The 17,203-nt window shown below is 58.5% G+C and carries 13 protein-coding genes; 9 read left to right on the plus strand and 4 right to left on the minus strand.

Going from position 1 to position 17,203, the window contains the following annotated elements:
* Nucleotides 1-340: 340 nt before the first annotated feature.
* From BFP99_RS04510 to BFP99_RS04525, 4 genes are all read left to right on the plus strand, one after another.
* Complete coding sequence (locus tag BFP99_RS04510; protein WP_065946711.1) at nucleotides 341-1,690, plus strand: sensor histidine kinase; 1,350 nt, start codon at nucleotides 341-343, stop codon at nucleotides 1,688-1,690.
* Nucleotides 1,675-2,061, plus strand: a complete 387-nt coding sequence (locus BFP99_RS04515; protein WP_065946712.1) for a response regulator — start codon at nucleotides 1,675-1,677, stop codon at nucleotides 2,059-2,061. The genes BFP99_RS04510 and BFP99_RS04515 overlap by 16 nt, the downstream gene beginning before the upstream one ends.
* 9 nt (nucleotides 2,062-2,070) lie before the next feature.
* Nucleotides 2,071-3,315 (plus strand): EAL domain-containing response regulator, encoded by a 1,245-nt coding sequence (locus BFP99_RS04520; protein WP_065927574.1) that lies wholly within the window; start codon nucleotides 2,071-2,073, stop codon nucleotides 3,313-3,315.
* 84 nt (nucleotides 3,316-3,399) lie between these two features.
* Entirely contained in the window at nucleotides 3,400-4,752 is a 1,353-nt protein-coding gene (locus BFP99_RS04525) for a cation:proton antiporter (protein WP_065946713.1), read from the plus strand.
* On the opposite strand, the gene BFP99_RS33525 is transcribed toward BFP99_RS04525, so the two are convergent.
* The 3 genes from BFP99_RS33525 to BFP99_RS04535 all read right to left on the minus strand — a co-directional run bounded on the left by BFP99_RS33525 (nucleotide 4,743) and on the right by BFP99_RS04535 (nucleotide 5,720).
* Complete coding sequence (locus BFP99_RS33525) at nucleotides 4,743-4,877, minus strand: hypothetical protein (protein ID WP_256097785.1); 135 nt, start codon at nucleotides 4,875-4,877, stop codon at nucleotides 4,743-4,745. The two genes, BFP99_RS04525 and BFP99_RS33525, sit on opposite strands and share 10 nt — an antisense overlap.
* Nucleotides 4,878-4,888: 11 nt before the next feature.
* Nucleotides 4,889-5,101, minus strand: coding sequence for a hypothetical protein (locus BFP99_RS04530; protein ID WP_065927576.1), 213 nt, complete (start codon nucleotides 5,099-5,101; stop codon nucleotides 4,889-4,891).
* A gap of 73 nt (nucleotides 5,102-5,174) precedes the next feature.
* Complete coding sequence (locus BFP99_RS04535) at nucleotides 5,175-5,720, minus strand: hypothetical protein (RefSeq protein ID WP_027605795.1); 546 nt, start codon at nucleotides 5,718-5,720, stop codon at nucleotides 5,175-5,177.
* Nucleotides 5,721-6,295: 575 nt separating this feature from the next.
* Between BFP99_RS04535 and BFP99_RS04540 the strand changes: the two genes are divergently transcribed.
* Complete coding sequence (locus tag BFP99_RS04540) at nucleotides 6,296-7,705, plus strand: circularly permuted type 2 ATP-grasp protein (RefSeq protein WP_027605794.1); 1,410 nt, start codon at nucleotides 6,296-6,298, stop codon at nucleotides 7,703-7,705.
* A 2-nt stretch (nucleotides 7,706-7,707) separates the two neighbouring features.
* A complete protein-coding gene (locus BFP99_RS04545; protein ID WP_065946714.1) occupies nucleotides 7,708-8,658 on the plus strand; it encodes an alpha-E domain-containing protein in 951 nt (316 codons plus the stop codon).
* 102 nt (nucleotides 8,659-8,760) lie between these two features.
* On the opposite strand, the gene BFP99_RS04550 is transcribed toward BFP99_RS04545, so the two are convergent.
* Nucleotides 8,761-11,499: a hypothetical protein gene (locus BFP99_RS04550; RefSeq protein WP_141690749.1), complete on the minus strand. Its 2,739-nt coding sequence runs from the start codon at nucleotides 11,497-11,499 to the stop codon at nucleotides 8,761-8,763.
* A gap of 287 nt (nucleotides 11,500-11,786) precedes the next feature.
* Between BFP99_RS04550 and BFP99_RS04555 the strand changes: the two genes are divergently transcribed.
* The 3 genes from BFP99_RS04555 to BFP99_RS04565 all read left to right on the plus strand — a co-directional run bounded on the left by BFP99_RS04555 (nucleotide 11,787) and on the right by BFP99_RS04565 (nucleotide 17,136).
* Nucleotides 11,787-13,241: a hypothetical protein gene (locus BFP99_RS04555; RefSeq protein ID WP_065946716.1), complete on the plus strand. Its 1,455-nt coding sequence runs from the start codon at nucleotides 11,787-11,789 to the stop codon at nucleotides 13,239-13,241.
* A 138-nt stretch (nucleotides 13,242-13,379) separates the two neighbouring features.
* The gene (locus BFP99_RS04560) at nucleotides 13,380-14,867 is read left to right on the plus strand and encodes a hypothetical protein (protein WP_065946717.1); all 1,488 of its coding nucleotides are present in this window, start codon (nucleotides 13,380-13,382) and stop codon (nucleotides 14,865-14,867) included.
* Between the two features lie 49 nt (nucleotides 14,868-14,916).
* Nucleotides 14,917-17,136: a hypothetical protein gene (locus BFP99_RS04565; RefSeq protein WP_141690750.1), complete on the plus strand. Its 2,220-nt coding sequence runs from the start codon at nucleotides 14,917-14,919 to the stop codon at nucleotides 17,134-17,136.
* Nucleotides 17,137-17,203 lie beyond the last annotated feature (67 nt).

Genomic DNA, 17,203 nt, shown 5'->3' on the forward strand with positions numbered 1-17,203 from the left:
CTTCGCAGCCCAGCGCGGGCGGTGCGACGATTCGACAAGCCCGCTCACCACAGAGTTATGTGTCAGCCTTTAAGAGTTGTGTAGATACCTATGCCCGGATGACAGCACCCAGGTCATCAGCAGCGTGATGCTCTAAGCCGCGCCGCCCGGTAACAGGGCGGCCCGCCGCCCTGTGTCGGCGTACACTCGTTTGAGTGTATCCATACCGTAGTGCGGGCGGTATCTGCTATTGTCCGGGGACCTCATCTCCTCCTCATCGCGTCCACGCGATTTTCTGTGAGCATGCTCTGCGGCCCTGTCATCGACACGGCCGGGCCTGACCTGCCTGGAAAACACCGCCATGGACAAACCCGTCACTGGACCACCGCTTGAAGCCCAATCACGGGCTGAAAAAATCGTCGAATTCAAACGCCAGAAAAACCTGCTGAAAACCGGTGCCCTGCAAGACGCAATCTTCAACAGCGCCTACTTCTCCAGCATCGCCACCGATGAAAAGGGCGTGATCCAGATCTTCAATGTCGGCGCCGAACGCATGCTCGGCTATGCCGCCGACGATGTCCTCAACCGCATTACCCCCGCCGACATCTCCGACCCCGCCGAACTGATCACCCGCGCCGCCGCCCTCAGCCTGGAGCTGGACACGCCGATCACGCCGGGCTTCGAAGCGCTGGTGTTCAAGGCGTCCCGCGGCATCGAGGATATTTACGAGCTGACCTATATTCGCAAGGACGGCAGCCGCCTGTCGGCCATGGTCTCGGTGACGGCGCTGCGCAACCGGCATGACACCATCATCGGCTATCTGCTGATCGGCACCGACAACACCGCACGCAAACACGAAGAAGCCGAGCGTAAAGGCTTTGAGCGCGCGCTGGAGGAAAAGAACCTGGAGCTGGAACATGCCAGCCATATGAAGTCCGAGTTCCTCGCCACCATGTCCCACGAATTGCGCACACCATTGAATGCGGTGATCGGTTTTTCCGAGGCGTTGAAGGACGGGCTGGTGGGCGACATGAGTGAGACCCAGCGCGAATACATCGGCGACATCTTCACCAGCGGCCAGCACCTGTTGTCGCTGATCAACGACATTCTCGACCTGTCCAAGGTCGAAGCCGGGATGATGGACCTGGAGCTGGAAGCCGTGGAGCTGGAGGGCCTGCTGTCCAACAGCCTGTTGATCGTGCGCGAAAAAGCCGCCCTGCAACGCATCCAGTTGAAGCTCGAAAGCCAGGGCGACTTCGGCACACTGGCCCTGGACCTGCGCAAGACCAAGCAGATCATCTACAACCTGCTGGCCAATGCGGTGAAATTCAGCGCCCACGGCAGTACCGTGACCCTGGCGGTGCGCCAAGTGGCCCGCGCACAGGTCGGGCGAGTGCCCGGCGATTGGCCGATGCACGGGTTTGCCCTGCAACCCAGCGCCCACCAGCAGTTCCTCGAATTGAGCGTCAGCGACACCGGCATCGGTATTGCCGAGGACGACATGGGCAAGCTGTTCAAGGCCTTCAGCCAGATCGACAGCAGCCTGGCGCGCAAATTCGAAGGCACTGGCCTGGGCTTGGCGATGGTCAAGCAACTGGTCGACCTGCACGGTGGCAGTGTCGCGGTGGCCAGCCGTGAAGGTCAGGGCGCTCGGTTTGTGGTGTGGCTGCCACTCCACCGGGGCACGGAGGCTGAATGGCCCATATCCTGATCGTCGAAGACAACGAGGCCAATATGCGCCTGGCCCGGCTGCTGCTGGTCAACGCCGGCCACACGGTGGTGTGGGCCGCCGACGCCGAGAGCGGGCTGACCCTGGCCCGTGAAGCCCAACCGGCGCTGATCCTGATGGATATCCAATTGCCGGGCATGGACGGCCTGGCCGCTACCGCGCTGCTCAAGCAGGACCCGTACACTGCCCATATCCCGGTGATTGCCCTCACCGCCATGGCCATGAAGGAAGACCGTGAAAAGACCCGGTTGGCCGGTTGCGATGCCTACATCAGCAAGCCGCTGCGCTACAAAGAGCTGTACCAGGTGATCGACACGCTGTTGCACCACCCCCCCCTCTCACCCCTCAGATGAGTCCTCTCCATGGCCAGCCAACCCGCAACGCTGTTGATCGTTGATGACGAACCCCAGGTTCGCAAGCTGCTGGAAACCCTGTTGCAACACGAGGGCTACCAGACCCTCACGGCGGCCAGCGGCGAAGAAGCCTTGCAACTGGTGGCCAAACAGCCGCCTGACCTGATCCTGCTGGACATCATGATGCCAGGCATGGACGGCTACGAAGTGGCCAGCCAGCTCAAGGGCGACGCAGCCACGGCGAGTATTCCGATCATCATGCTGTCGGCCCTCAGCGAGTCAAGTGCACGGGTCAGTGGCCTGGAAACCGGTGCCGAAGAGTTCATCAGCAAGCCGGTGGAACGGGTCGAGTTGTGGCTGCGGGTGCGCAACCTGCTGCGGCTCAAGAGCCATGGCGATCAACTCAAGCGCCATAGTCAGTTGCTTGAGCAGCAACTGCGCCAACATGCCGGTGACAGCACGCGCATGAACGTGCACGACCTGGCCCGCCAGGACCTGGAAAACGCCCTGCGCCAGGCCGTGGAGCACGATGAGTTCACCCTGCACTACCAGCCAAAAGTCGCTTTGGCCGACGGGCAGATCTGCGCCCTGGAGGCACTGCTGCGTTGGGAGCGCCCAGGCTACGGTGCGGTATCGCCGGCGGTGTTCGTGCCCGTCCTGGAAAGCCTGGGTTTGATCGTGGAGGTAGGGCGCTGGGTGATCCGCAGCGTGTGCCAGCAGATTGCGACGTGGCAGCGCAGCGCGATTGGCGCCGTCGAGGTGTCGGTGAACGTCTCCGGCCATCAGTTGATCGAGGGCGACCTGATTGCCGATATCGCGCGTATTCTCACTGAGACCGGCGTCGAACCCCATTGGCTGGAAGTGGAACTGACCGAAGGCTCGCTGATGGAGAATACCCAGCACACCATCGCCAGCCTGCAACGCCTGCACGCCATGGGCGTGAAGATCTCCATTGACGACTTCGGCACCGGCTATTCGAGCCTGGCCTACCTGCGACGCTTCCCCATCGACACGCTGAAGATCGACATTGCGTTTATCCGCGAGGTCACCAGCAACCCCCAGGATGCCGCGATCACCCGTACCATTATCGAGTTGGCCCATAGCCTGAACCTGCGGGTGGTGGCCGAAGGTGTGGAAACCCAGGCGCAATTGGCGTTCCTCAAGGAGGCCGGCTGCGATCAGATCCAGGGCTACCTGTTCAGCCGGCCGCTGCCTACTGAAGACCTGGAGCGCCTGCTGATCAATCGCCAATGAATTCAAGGCGACGCAATCACATTGAACCTGCAGTCAGCGACACGCCTCGAACGTGAATAGACCACGGCCCTGGACACCCTCCCGATGACTTTTATTCTATGGATGGCCGTCCTCGGTGCAGTGCTGCTGACCCTTGCCCTCACCTCCTCTTACCTGCGCTGGATGCCGGTGACCACCTCGGCGGTGTGCCTGTTGCTGGGCGTGGGCATCGGCCCCCTCGGCGTGGACCTGCTGCACCTGGACATCAAGCAGTCTGCGCGCTGGATGGAGCACCTCACGGAAGTCGCGGTGCTGTTTTCACTGTTCGTCAGCGGGCTCAAACTGCGCCTGCCCCTGGGCCATCGCACCTGGCGCATCGCGTTCGGCATGGCCGGGCCGGTCATGCTGTTGACCATCCTCGGCAGCTGCCTGGCGCTGCATTACGTGTTTGAACTGTCGTGGGGGGTGTCGCTGCTGGTGGGTGCCATTCTCGCGCCGACCGACCCGGTGCTGGCGGGGCTGGTGCAGGTCAATAATGCACAGGATTACGATGCGCTGCGCTTCGGTTTGTCCGGAGAAGCCGGGTTGAACGATGGCACGGCCTTTCCCTTTGTGATTTTTGCCTTGGTCTTCATGCAGCACGGCGGCTTTGACGGTGACTGGCTAGGCGGTTGGGCGTTGAAGAACCTGTTATGGGCGGTGCCGGCAGGGCTGTTGATCGGCTACTGGATGGGCCGGGGCATTGGCCGCACGACCCTGTGGCTACGCGTCAACAACAGTGATAGTACGCTCTCCCCCAATGACTACCTGACCCTCGCCCTGATCGCCCTGGCCTACGTGGTGGCCGAAGCGGTGGGGGGTTACGGCTTTCTGTCCGTATTCGCCGCCGGGCTCGGGCTGCGTCAGGCAGAGTTCAGGTCAACCGGCAACTCCCACACGCCCTCGGAGCATTTGGCGCTGCCGGTGGTGGGTCATCTTGAGGTGGAACCGGAGCACGCTCTGCAAGGGGATGTGAGCGAGTTGGCCGAGACCCAGATCGCCGCCGGCGTAATGATGGGCGACATGCTCTCGTTCGGCAGCCTGGTGGAGCGCTCGATGGAAGTGTTCCTGGTCACGGTGCTCGGCATCGTGCTGGCCAGTCATTGGGATTGGCGGGCATTGCCGTTGGCGGCGTTGCTGTTCTGCGTGATTCGACCGGTCAGTGTGTTTGCAATGCCCTGGGGTCGCCTGGTCGATCGCCAGCAGCGCGGGCTGATGGGCTGGTTCGGGATTCGCGGAATCGGCAGCATCTACTACCTGTTCTACGCGCTCAACCATGGCCTTGTCGGCACCAGCAGCGCGGTGGCGGTGAACCTGACGTTGTCAGTGATCGCCTTGAGCATCGTCGTTCATGGCTTGAGTACCCAGCCGATGCTCGCGTGGTATGAACGACGTGCCCAGGCGAAAACTCAGTCCTGACGCTCGGTATTGCCCACATCCGCCGCGTCATCCAGATCATTGAGCGGTACTTCTGCATCATCCATCAGGGAACCCGGGTCTTCATTGCCCGGATCGTTGAGCTCTTCTTCCAGTTCTTTGGACATGACCGTCTCCTCTAACCGCCTTGGGTGTCGATATCGGCATCGGTTTCAGGCTTGGGCTCGCGCTCAGGCTTGAAGTCTGGACTGTAGTCGTTTTCCCTGGCCTTGGGGTCGGCGGCGGGTTTCGGGTCTTTCGGGGCATCGGCCGCCGTGCCTGGGGCCGGTTCGCCGCCGTCGATTGCCGGGTCGTTACGGTTGCTGGTCTGGGGGTCTTTGTCTGTGCTCATGGGTCACCTCTTTGGAAAAAACGCAGACTGCGTAAAGGTAAGGTCCCGTGCCGGCCGCTGAAGTTCCAACTGCTTAAGAGCCCGGGTTATCCACCTGGATATAAAACGCGTACGCCCCCAGCAACACCCAGAACACCATGAACAGCCACGGCGCACGCATGGAGAACAGCAGCGACTTGCGATAGCCCTTATGGGAGGACTCCATTTCGGAAAACAGCGGCGACTCATCGTAGGCCATGCCCATCACCGGCTCGCTGCGCAGCAGTTCGCTCTGCTTGTAGTGCCAGTGATCGATGATTTCGTACGCGGCGCGGATCCCCGGCCAGGCATTCAGGGAACTGAGTATGCCGAGCAGCGTCAGGAACACCGGCACCACCAGGGTGAACAACTTGCCCCACTCGGGGTTGAGGTTGCCCATGCCGGAGACAAAGGCAATCACCAGAAACGACTGCGCCGTCAGGTAGGCATCGGTGCGGTTGGCGAGGATGGTGGTTTCGTATTGGATTTCGCGACGGTAGAAGTCCAGGCGGTCCTTGGGCGAGCCAAAGATCTTGGCGTTGTGCTCGCTGTGGTCGGCCAGGTTCGCTTCCGGGGTGTCGGGTGAAATGATTCTGGGCACATCCGTGCTCCCTGCTGGGCTCAAACCCCTTAGAAGAATCGGGCTATGGCGAAGTTCAAGTTTGTTGTTGCACCATCGCGGTGCGCAAACCGCTCCCTTATGGTGAGCAGCCTTGTCATGGCCTGCTTTTTTTGTGGTGAGCGGGCTTGTTGTAGTGAGTGGGCTTACTGTGGTGAGCGGGCTTGCCCCGCGTTGGAGTGCGAAGCGCTCCCAAGTTTTTTGGGGCCGCTGCGCAGCCCAACGCGGGGCAAGCCCGCTCACCACAGCGGTCCGGCTCCCCCCAGCAGTCCAGCTCACCACAACAGTCCCACTCACCCCAGAAGCCTGGTAACCACAGAAGGCCCGCTCACCACAATGGGAAATCAGCGCGGGATGCCCATTCCGGCACACGCATTGCTTTATCCATTCATCTGCCCGAATACAGGAACATTCGTTACCCCCCGACCCAGAGCCGACCCCATAAGAAAGTAAGGACCAGGCCCGGTGGCACCATCAGCCACGGGCTCATAAAAAAATGCGTTTTTTAAAGCGGCAGTGCCACCCCATGCGTCCCTCGGCACTGACAAGGTACTGGAATGGCTCGATCTTTCTTCGATGAAATGAATGACGCAAACGGCGTGTGCCGTGCGCACTATCAGGACTTCTCCCGCTGGCTGGCCAACACGCCGCCGGAATTGCTGGCCCAGCGTCGCCGCGAAGCCGATTTGCTGTTCCATCGCGCGGGAATCACCTTCACCCTTTATGGCGACGAGCAGGACACCGAGCGCCTGATCCCCTTCGACATCATCCCCCGCAGCATCCCCGCCAGCGAATGGAGCGTGATCGAACGCGGCTGTATCCAGCGGGTCAATGCGCTGAACATGTTCCTCGCCGACATCTACCACGACCAGCGCATCATCAAGGCCGGGATCATTCCGGCCGACCAGGTGCTGGGCAATGAGGGTTACCAGAAGGCAATGGTCGGCCTGGACCTGCACCGCGATATTTATTCCCACATCTCGGGGGTGGACCTGGTACGCGACGGCGATGGCACCTACTACGTCCTCGAAGACAACCTGCGCACCCCCAGCGGCGTGAGCTACATGCTCGAAGACCGCAAGATGATGATGCGCCTGTTCCCCGAAGTGTTCGCCAAGCAGCGTATCGCGCCGGTGGACCACTACCCCAACCTGCTGCTCAAGACCCTGAAAAGCGCCAGCCGCCTGGACAACCCCAACGTCGTGGTGCTGACGCCCGGGCGCTTCAACAGCGCGTTCTTCGAACATGCGTTCCTGGCGCGGGAAATGGGCGTGGAGCTGGTGGAAGGCGCCGACCTGTTCGTGCACGACCTCAAGGTGTTCATGCGCACCACCGACGGGCCCAAGGCCGTGGACGTGATCTACCGGCGCATCGACGATGCATTCCTCGACCCGCAGGCGTTCAACCCCGAATCCATGCTCGGCGTGCCAGGCCTGGTCGCGGCCTACTGCGCCGGCAATGTGGTGCTGGCCAATGCCATCGGCACCGGCGTGGCCGACGATAAATCGATCTATCCCTATGTGCCGGCGATGATCAAGTTTTACCTGGATGAAGAGCCGATCCTGCAAAACGTGCCGACCTTCCAGTGCCGCAAACCCGATGAACTGTCCCACGTACTGGCCAACCTGGCCGAACTCGTGGTCAAGGAAACCCAGGGCTCCGGCGGCTACGGCATGCTGGTCGGCCCAGCGGCCACGGCGGCCGAGATCGAAGATTTCCGCCAACGCATCAAAGCCCGCCCCCATGCGTATATCGCCCAACCGACCCTGAGCCTGTCCACCTGCCCGACCTTTGTCGAAAACGGCATCGCGCCCCGGCATATCGACCTGCGGCCCTTTGTGCTCTCGGGCAAGGAAACCCGCCTGGTGCCGGGAGGCCTGACGCGGGTGGCATTGCGTGAGGGCTCGTTGATCGTCAACTCGTCGCAAGGCGGTGGAACCAAGGACACCTGGGTGGTGGAGGGCTGAGTATGTTGAGTAGAACCGCCGCGGATCTGTATTGGATGTCCCGTTACCTGGAACGCGCCGAGAACCTGGCGCGCATGCTGGAAGTCAGTTATTCGCTGTCGTTGATGCCCCAGGCCGGGCGCAGCGATGGCCTGGACGAACTGGCCATGTCGCTGCTCAGCAGCGGCACACTGGACAGCTACCTGGAACGCCATGAAACCCTGGATGCCGAGCGCATGCTGCACTTCTTCGCCCTCGACGAAGAAAACCCCGCCAGCATCTACAACTGCCTGCGCGCCGCCCGTGGCAACGCCCACGCCGTGCGCGGGCGCATCACCGCCGACATGTGGGAAAACCTCAACGCCACCTGGCTGGAAATGCGCAGCATCGCCGCCGGCGGCCTGGCACGCCATGGCATCAGCCACTTCTGTGACTGGGTCAAGCAGCGTTCGCACCTGTTTCGCGGGGCCACATCCGGCACCATCATGCGTAACGACGCCTATCGGTTTATCCGCCTGGGCACCTTCGTCGAGCGCGCCGACAACACCTTGCGCCTGCTGGACGCACGCTACGAGATGTTCGGCGAAGAGTCGGAAGAAGTCAGCGACTTGTCGGCACGCGGCTATTACCAGTGGAGCGCCCTGCTCCGCGCGCTGTCGTCGTTCGAGGCGTATACGGAGCTGTACCCGAATGCGCTGAATGCACGGTCGGTGTCGGAGCTGCTGTTGCTACGCAGCGATGTGCCGCGTTCGTTGCATGCGTGCATTGAAGAGTTGAGTCATATCCTTGCGGACCTGCCCGGCAGTTACGGGCGCACGGCGCAGCGCCTGGCGGCGGAGTTTGAGGCGCGGCTAAGGTATACGGGGATTGATGAGATTCTGGAGGATGGGTTGCATAGCCGTCTCACGGAATTCATCGAAACGGTGCGGGGGGTGGCGCGGGCGATCCACAGTTCTTACTTGGAGGTTGTTTGAGTGCGCTTGCTGACTGTATGTCGTACTTAGGATTCAGAGAAGGTGAAGCAGATTGATTCAACGTAACCTGCTTCGCCCTTCAACTGTATTACCTCGTAGACGTTATACCTTTACTCCAACGGCAGACCCTCTGAAGCGACCGTCTACAGTGCTTTGGCTGCCATCGGAAAATCTCAAGCAATAATAGCTGTTATCGCCAGACGCTCTATCACTAGACCAGTGAGCATCACTATCCAATGGCCATCTTGCCCCATAAGTATTATAAATTTCGCGTAACTGAGCCATGCTCGGCATACTTGCGCCTTCCCTTGCAAGCGCATTACGAACCTCCGCAAGAAAATCTCGAGCAAGTGGAATAACCGCAATAGCGTTGGTCACGGTCAATGTATAGCTTGCAGTTTGTTGCTTTTGATCTCGGACCGTTATCGTCGTAACACCTCTTCCGCTCACCTGGACAACACCTGTGGTGGAGTTCACAAACGCGGCGGCTGGATTGGAAGATGAATAGTAGTAACCCGGCTGTCCTCCTGTTGCCTGCCGTTGCATGGTCGTTCCGGCAGGCCAGGATGGAAGCGCATGTGAGTACCCTCGAATCACATACACCTTGCCAGCCAGCGTTGCTGGAGAAGTATCAAATACCAGCGGGGGCGGAGCACTTTTGACGGTGTAGGTCACCTGCGGGAAGACAATGGCATTGGCCTCCGTCACACCAGGAACTAAAGCTGCCTTGAAATGCAGTGTCAGTTGCGTGTTGTCCCCTAACTCTTTCAAGTAGGCCGTATAACTGATTGGACTTTCCCACCACCCTTGGTTGAACCAGGTCGTATTCACATAGGCCCCCCCACCGTTCCAATGTTTGAGGTTGTGCGCCGCCCCTCCGCTTTTGAAACCCTTGAACTCAATCCAGACCGGAGAATTGGTCGCAATGAACGGCCAGGTGCCGACCCGCAGTCTCCTGTTCCCCGTTCCGGTCGATAGATCCAGCACCTTCGTCGCTGGGTTGGCCTCATTGATTTGGATTACGGTTCCCGCCAGTTCGCTCGCAGGTATCGGTGTCACCGTCACCGTCAACACCGACGACGACCGAACGACATCTCCACGGGTGAGCTCGTACTTGAGGGTAAACATTTTGTGGGTATTGCCGATATTCGCCGCAATCGCCGTCTTGGGAATATCAAACGTCACCACACCACTGGTCAAACCATCCTTCGGCGCAATAACCGGTGACCCCGCACCGGCAGTCCCTTCCATCGTGACCTTGATGCTGTCAGTGGTGTACATCGGCAAAAAACTGACTTTCAGCGTTGCACCGTTTTGCGCACTCATCGGCGCAAGGGTCACCGAAACACCTGAGCCTGTGGCTTGGATCAATTCGGGAACAGGCATCTCATTCGGCAGGTGCACCTGATATAGCTGGCGCAGGGATTCCTGAGGCAGTTCATTGCCCCGTGTCACGCTGTAGAACACGTCGATAAAACGCCCGTCAAAACGCTTGAGCTCAGTGCCCGGCACATCGAACGTCATATCATTGCCGGGGGCAACCTGGCCCACGAGCCGTCCTGCCGTGTAATCGACGGTGCCGCCGGCGTCGCTGGCCAGGATGGTCACTTGTACCCTGTCTGTGCTGGCCCAACTGGCCTGCGCCGGGAAGCGGATCGTAATCAGCGGCAAGCCTGGGTCCAGATACTCTCCCAGGGCCTGGTCCACGGTCGGTGCCGGCCATCTGACAATCTCGCCGATCACCGTGAGATAACGGTTATGCGAGCGTTTGTCGGGCAAGCCAGCGCCTTTCAGTTCGTAATACACCACTGCGCTGCCTTGGGCGATCGCACTGACCAAGGCGTTGCCGATATTGAAAAAGTAACCCTTGGCACCTGACAGTGGCCGATCCTCAAAGTAATGAACCGAACTGCCCTGGGCACTTATCCCGTTCCAGTACAGAAAAACATGGCTGTAGACACGAGCATCGGCCCCGCCGACGGTCAGGCCGATTTGTGCGTCCCGAGTGCCGAGTATGTCCAGATCGATTTCTCGGTCGGTCTCGGGTACTTGCACCCAGGGTGCGTCCAGGCGGTCGGTTGCCAGGTACACCGAAACCAGTGCCGTGCTCGACCAGGGCGCCCAGGGATCGGGGTAGTTGCCGGTCGGTCCGCGAACCTGGAACGCCACCGGCAGCAAGTCGCTGTCCCCGGCTTCCTTGATTGCATCCTCGTCGAGCATGCAGGTGATATCCCGCCCGACTTCGGCGGGCAGGATCAACCGCTCGATTCGCACCGAGCCCCAGACCAGGATAAGCAGGTCATAGGCGGCCATGTTCAGCCAATGCCTGACGATCACCTCCACACCCTGCCTGGCCCGATCCGCACTGACCCCACCAAGCCTTACATCATCCGGCAACTCAAATACCAGGCCTTGATTTCCGGGGGCGGGATTGGGGTCTTGTCCGCCCGGATGTTGCAGGTTGACCCTCAAACGCAAAGGCTGGGTTCGGGATTCGTTTCCGCTGCTGCGAATAACCCGGACGTACACCGGATCTGCCCACGGCTCGCGAATACTGTCATAGGGCACGGTGAAGGGAATGCGCGTCAGGTTCTGGTCGCCCTCACGGATCAGGTTGTACGCGACCGGATCACCGCCGCCCCAGAACAATTCGAAGAACGTTCCTTCAGGCGTACTGCTTGGTCGGTCGATATGCACGACCAGGGGTCTCAGGGTATGCGACACACCAATCCCCCCGTCGGCCTCCTCCAAATCTCCTGCAATCGGCGGTTGCATCAGCGGAATATCCACCGGGGGCAGGTCGGAGATCAGACTGGGAGGTTGAGCGCGATACTTGGCCATGCTGGTTTCCTCGGTATTCCCCTGCGCACTGGGCATGGGTTTGAGAGAAATCAGACCTCCAGCAGCAAGGTGTTGACTACTGTCAGAGTTAACAGGTGGCGACCAGTGGTCGTGCGATGAACTGAACGTCGAGCTCGGCACCGCGAATGTTTGATCCCCCAACACCACCTGTGAATTCTGACAGTAGCCAGCGCGAAACCAAGGGTATTTGATACCACCTGAGGCACGTAAACCGTTAACAACGCTACGCCTCCACCTTCAGGGACTTGTTCAGGAGAATAAAGAGCATGAGCACTGAAAGCGCCAATACTTCCCCTGGACAGCCCAGGCAGCTTCCTCGTCTGTCGATCCCAGGTATGACCCATAATGTAGACGGTTACGACGGAGGGATTCCCGACTGGCTGATGGTCTCCGGGCTGACTGTCCGAGTGGATAACAGTTGGGTTGCCAGTCCTGGCGACATCATCAATATCGTCATGATGCCAAGTATGACGTCCTTGGCGATGAAGCCGGTACGGGCGGGAGAGGAACAACACCACAGTTACTTTTTTTCCATTCCACGGGAAAAGCTGCCCGACGGAGAACTACGCCTGGGTTACGTGGTGAATTACAGAGGCAGCGACGACGACGAGGCATCCTATCCCCTGAGTATCTTGGTAAAAACCGACCTGCCGGCGGGCGAAGACCTGGATCAGCTTGAGCCGGGTCACTCGCAGCTCAAATACACACTCTCGGCCCTGGAAGTCTATCCGCCCGAGGCAGCCAAAGGCGTCAGCGTAATCGTTCAGCCTTATCCGAATATGCATCCAAGCGATCGCATCCACTTCCAATGGGGCAGCCTGAACGTCGTGCAGAAAGTTGCAGGCGTCGGCCAGGCGACCCTTATTGTGATTAATCACGCCCAGATGATTAAAGCCGGTGACAGTGATGGCCTGCTGGTGGGGTTTTACATAGTCGACCTCGTCGGCAACGCCTCAACACCAAGATCCAAGTACACCCGCGTAGTGGTGGCGCTCGACAATGCGCAACGGGAAGGCCCATTCATCCAGTCCGACGATCAGCCGGGCTATATCGATATCGAAAGACTCAATGGCGCCAACTTGAGGGTTGGCATGTACACCCCTGGGCACATCGGCAGGACGGGAGATTGGTATGTGATCACCTTCAAGGCCTACCCTCCGCTTGGAGGTGAGGTGGTGCACCGACGCATCGAAGTGATCACCAGGGCTGGCACCGCGACCTATCATGAAGTGCCCTACAGCAAAGTCCGTGCTGCGGCCGGAGGATGGGTGGCGATCAGCTATGAATTGATCCGGGCAGACGACTTGACCCCTTACGTTTCCAAGCAGACCTGCGCTGAAGTTGTGGGGTCGGTCATTCCATTGGAGGCGCCCTATTTCGAAAAATACCCTGAAGATACGGTGTTCATAGAAAACTCCCTCGTTGTGAATATCCCCTGGTACGCCTGGCGCAAACCGACAGATACCCTCACGTTGATCCTGCGTTACGTGAAGTCACTCAACGAAATCATCCTCTTCAGCGTGACGAAGCCGGTGGGATCGTTCTGGTCGGATGGACAGCCGGTTCAGTGGGCGCTCACCGGTACGGATCTTCACCCCTTCGCGGGCTACGCCCCCGATCTGTATTTCGTCTACGAGTCCGCGTCCGCCTCCATCAGGGCCCGCTCGGTGGATTTGAACGAGTCGCTGCGCCGTCAAGTGCAAATCCTGCAAGGTTCCTGACCGGGCGTGTTGCGCGCCGTCCGCCCGTCGCCACCTGTTAATTATGACAGTAGCCAAATCCTTCTTTAACGGCGTTTGATAGGTCCAAGCGCAGGAGCATTTCCTGTCAAGCGTGACAACTTTCTATTGGAGAAAGCCATGCCTACCAAGAACAGCAAGCCCGCCACGACCAAACCCAAGAAGGCCTCGCCGGTCAAACCCAAGTTTCTTGACACCCTGCGAGTCCCTGGGATGTCCCCTGCATTTGCGGGCTATGACGGTGGTATTCCGCTCTGGTTGCTGGCCAGAGGCCTGACCGTGTCGGTGGACAAGAATTGGCCCGCGAAACCCGGAGACAAGATTGAGGTGCTTTCTATAGTGGGGATGAAGGTACTTGCAGAGAAAACCCTGGAACCTGGAGAAGAAGCCCGCAGCAGCTTCTCCTTTGCCATTTCGGACAGCGACCTCCCCAATGGGGATCTGATACTGGGGTACAGGGTGTGGTACACCGGCGGCCCATCCAATGACCTCTCTTATCCGCTGACCCTGATGGTCAAGCGAACCCTCCCCGCCGGCGAGGATCAGGACCACATCACTCCCGGCCATTCCGAACTCAATTTCAAAATATCCGATACAGAGATCAGGGAAATTCAGGCCGGGCGGGGCGTGACCCTGACCTTCGAGCCTTATCCGAATATGCATGCACTGGATCGCATTGAATGCCAGGTTGGTAGTTTTCTGGCTCCCCCTCAGCAAGTGACCGGTGTCGGTCAACAGACCGAGATAAAACTCAACCGCGATCAAATCATCTCGATCGGTAACGGCACCAATAGGTTGGTGAGTTTCCAGGTTGTCGACGCCGTCCGCAATGTATCCACCCCCCGCTCGCGCAACGTCCCGGTGCTCGTGGACGTGGGCAGCGCCAACTATGCCGCGCCTATCTTCGCGACCCAGCACTATCCAGGCTTGATCGACCTTGAGTCACTTAACGGCGGGCCTTTGCATATGCAGTTGTTCACTTATCCGTGGGAGGGCCCTGTTGGCTACACGTATTTTGTGTCTTACCAGGGCTACCCAAAGCTGGGAGGCAGGGTACTGCACAATCAATACATCCCCATCGTAGCGGCCGGCCGGCCTCATGATTTTTTCGTACCTCATGACAAAGTGCGTGCCGTGGCCGGTGGCAAAGTGGAGATCAGCTTTATCCTGTTCCAAGGGCTCAATATCGTGGGTTACTCAAAAATCGCCTCCGCCGCCGTGCAGGACGCGATCATCCGATTGCAGGCGCCTATTTTTTTGCGATACCCCTCCCATGTCGTCAACCCCATCCCCACCGGTGGCGCCGCCGTCGAAATTCCTTGGTACGCATGGCGCAGGCCCACTGACAAGATCATGTTGCTTATGCGTTACGTGATACCGGGCAGCCATGACCTGATCCTCTACGACGACCTATTTACCGTGGGGCAGGTGCCTGAAGGCGTGCCGATAAGACGCCTGATTCCCTATGAAGATCTCTTGAGGTTCGACGGCACCACCCCTGAACTCTATTACGTGTATGAGCCCGAAAATATTCTGGCGCGCAGCACATCGCTAAACGAATCGTTACGCCAGGAAGTACGGATTGGTGCGCCGGGCCGTGGGAGATGAAGCTGCTGCGGTTTCTATCAGCCACACCGCCCCTCTTGGAGGCCTGACCATGTCCCGTAAAACCAGAACCCCGGCCCGCCGTCCCCGCAATGACTATGACCTGGGCCCAGTGCTGATCAGCGGTATCGAACCCCCTCCCGAAGGGGATACCCAGTCTGACGGCGCACTGGGCGCACGACATGTGGAACATAATCTGGAGGTGCTGCTCCTGGCGTTCCCGGGGGTAGTGCTGGACACGGAGATCTACCTGATTTGGAACAACCCTGAAGCCCCGGTGGATTACCTCATCATCCAACCGGACAACCTGGGGAACCGGTTTTTCAGCCTCACGGTGAATAAAGAGCAAATTCTGCCGGAGTGGGCCGAAGTCTATTGCCTGATCCAGCGCCCCAGCGGCAACCGCTCTAAAACCAAACCGTTGAAGCTCAGGGTGAAACGCAGTCGCCCGGGTTACCCTGACCCCAACCCGGACGCCGACGGCAACCAGGGCCTGGTGTTTTTTCTGCCTGCCGACCTGGAGGCCGGCAGCCACGTGGATATGGCCCGGGCAAATCGCGGTGTAGTGCTCGAAATCCACCCCTGGGAAAATATGGCCGAGTGGGACACCTGCCGTATCGCCTGGGGCTCCACGCTCATCGAACACGTGGTGACGGCCAGTGAGGTGCAACGGCCATTTGAAATGTTAATTACCCCCGAGCAGATCAAAGAGAACCCTCATTACGTGAACATGCCGGTGGCCATGCAAATCAAGGATGTGGGCGGTAACTACCCGGCTGATCCCGATTCCAAATCGAACTGGTCGGAGACACAGCGAGTAGAAGTCAACCTCGGGCTCTTGCGGCCACGGCCACCGTTCCTTAAGCAAGCCGGAGAAACCGTTGAACTTGATGAGTTGGGTGATGCTGCACAGGTCGTCCAGATATTCATCGATAACGACTTTTTCGAGCGCAACGACAAAATTGCATTTGAATGGGAGGGCCGAGACACTTATAACTTGCCTTTTTTCCATGGTGAGGAGAGAGACGTCAACCTTGTCAACTTCATCGAAGACTTCGACGTGCCCAACGAAATTGTCAGCGCAATCGTCGGCGGCACTGCAATTATGTACTACAACCTCTATAAGGCCAGAGATGATGTATGGTTGCCGTCAAGAAAAGTACGGGTAACGGTTAAGGGCGAGTTCATCGCCTGGCCCGCACCGAGCATCGTAGAAGCGCCAGACGGAGAATTGAATCCAAACTCAAATGCCACGGTTAAATACCGTGCCCAATTTGGCTGGACCGCCACCACACGCATCCGAATAGTATGGGCCGCACACTCGGTTAACTTTGCTGAAGAGTTTGTGCTGGGACCTATTCCGGACGACCGGGAACTTTCATTTACCGTTCCGAATGCACAAGTCAGGCGCTTTAATACATTGCCTGTCGAGGTGTATTACGAACGCATCGACCAGTCACCCCATCGGCAATCCCAACGTCTTCAGCTGCAAGTGGGCGAACCCACAAGAACACTGCCAGCGGTGAGGGTTGAAAGCGCTTCGGGTAACTATCTGGACCCGGATAATTTTGGCCCCCACTTGATGGTTACGCTGCCGCTTACCGACAGTCTGGGCGGTGATGTGATTAAGTTGGATTTGGATGGAGATGTCATCAGCACCTCCGTTCAGGTGACGTTAAATAATGACCAGGCAGGGAAAACACTGGAAATCCCTATCGCACGGAACTTCATCACTGGAAACCTGGATAGATCCATAAGGCTGAAATACAGTTTGGCCCGGGCTAATGTTCCCAGACGATTTTCACCGATTCTCGCGTTGCGTATTCGTACGGGACTCGACCATATCACCGACTTCCACAACAGTAATTTAAACGGATGGTTGCCGGGAATAGCACTCAGTAACAAGCAGGATATCGAGTTCAGAACATACGCAGAAAATACGGTTTTTCATAACTACACCTATCCCCCCGGCGATAAAAGCGGTGTTATTTTCAGTCAGACTTTTAACAACTTAAGGCGGAATGAGCTGTACGAATTCAGTATAAAAGCCAGGAGATTCGACGGGCGATTTGAACCCCCGTCACTCTCTCTAAGTACCTCTCAAGGATCACTTACAACTCCAGCAAAGCTTTTAGATCTGGTTAATTGGCTGACCTTATCAGGAACACTGACGGCCAACAGCGAAACACTGACGCTTTATATTAATAGCCATGTAATTACCAGCTATGGTAACGACTATGAAATTGACGATATTCGCTTCAGACGGGTCTAACAGACTTTATCTAATGTTGTTTGCTCTACTGGTGTGGAGACAAGACTAATGTCGTCGGCACCAGGGC

This window comes from Pseudomonas sp. 1 R 17, assembly GCF_900067035.1.
Classification (GTDB): domain Bacteria; phylum Pseudomonadota; class Gammaproteobacteria; order Pseudomonadales; family Pseudomonadaceae; genus Aquipseudomonas; species Aquipseudomonas marginalis.

Coding starts and splice junctions, on each gene's coding strand:
- BFP99_RS04515 (WP_065946712.1), top strand. CDS start 1,675: ATGGCCCATATCCTGATCGTCGAAGACAACGAGGCCAATATGCGCCTG.
- BFP99_RS04520 (WP_065927574.1), top strand. CDS start 2,071: ATGGCCAGCCAACCCGCAACGCTGTTGATCGTTGATGACGAACCCCAG.
- BFP99_RS04545 (WP_065946714.1), top strand. CDS start 7,708: ATGTTGAGTAGAACCGCCGCGGATCTGTATTGGATGTCCCGTTACCTG.
- BFP99_RS04565 (WP_141690750.1), top strand. CDS start 14,917: ATGTCCCGTAAAACCAGAACCCCGGCCCGCCGTCCCCGCAATGACTAT.
- BFP99_RS04555 (WP_065946716.1), top strand. CDS start 11,787: ATGAGCACTGAAAGCGCCAATACTTCCCCTGGACAGCCCAGGCAGCTT.
- BFP99_RS04540 (WP_027605794.1), top strand. CDS start 6,296: ATGGCTCGATCTTTCTTCGATGAAATGAATGACGCAAACGGCGTGTGC.
- BFP99_RS04530 (WP_065927576.1), bottom strand. CDS start 5,101: ATGAGCACAGACAAAGACCCCCAGACCAGCAACCGTAACGACCCGGCA.
- BFP99_RS04560 (WP_065946717.1), top strand. CDS start 13,380: ATGCCTACCAAGAACAGCAAGCCCGCCACGACCAAACCCAAGAAGGCC.
- BFP99_RS04510 (WP_065946711.1), top strand. CDS start 341: ATGGACAAACCCGTCACTGGACCACCGCTTGAAGCCCAATCACGGGCT.
- BFP99_RS33525 (WP_256097785.1), bottom strand. CDS start 4,877: ATGTCCAAAGAACTGGAAGAAGAGCTCAACGATCCGGGCAATGAAGAC.
- BFP99_RS04525 (WP_065946713.1), top strand. CDS start 3,400: ATGACTTTTATTCTATGGATGGCCGTCCTCGGTGCAGTGCTGCTGACC.
- BFP99_RS04550 (WP_141690749.1), bottom strand. CDS start 11,499: ATGGCCAAGTATCGCGCTCAACCTCCCAGTCTGATCTCCGACCTGCCC.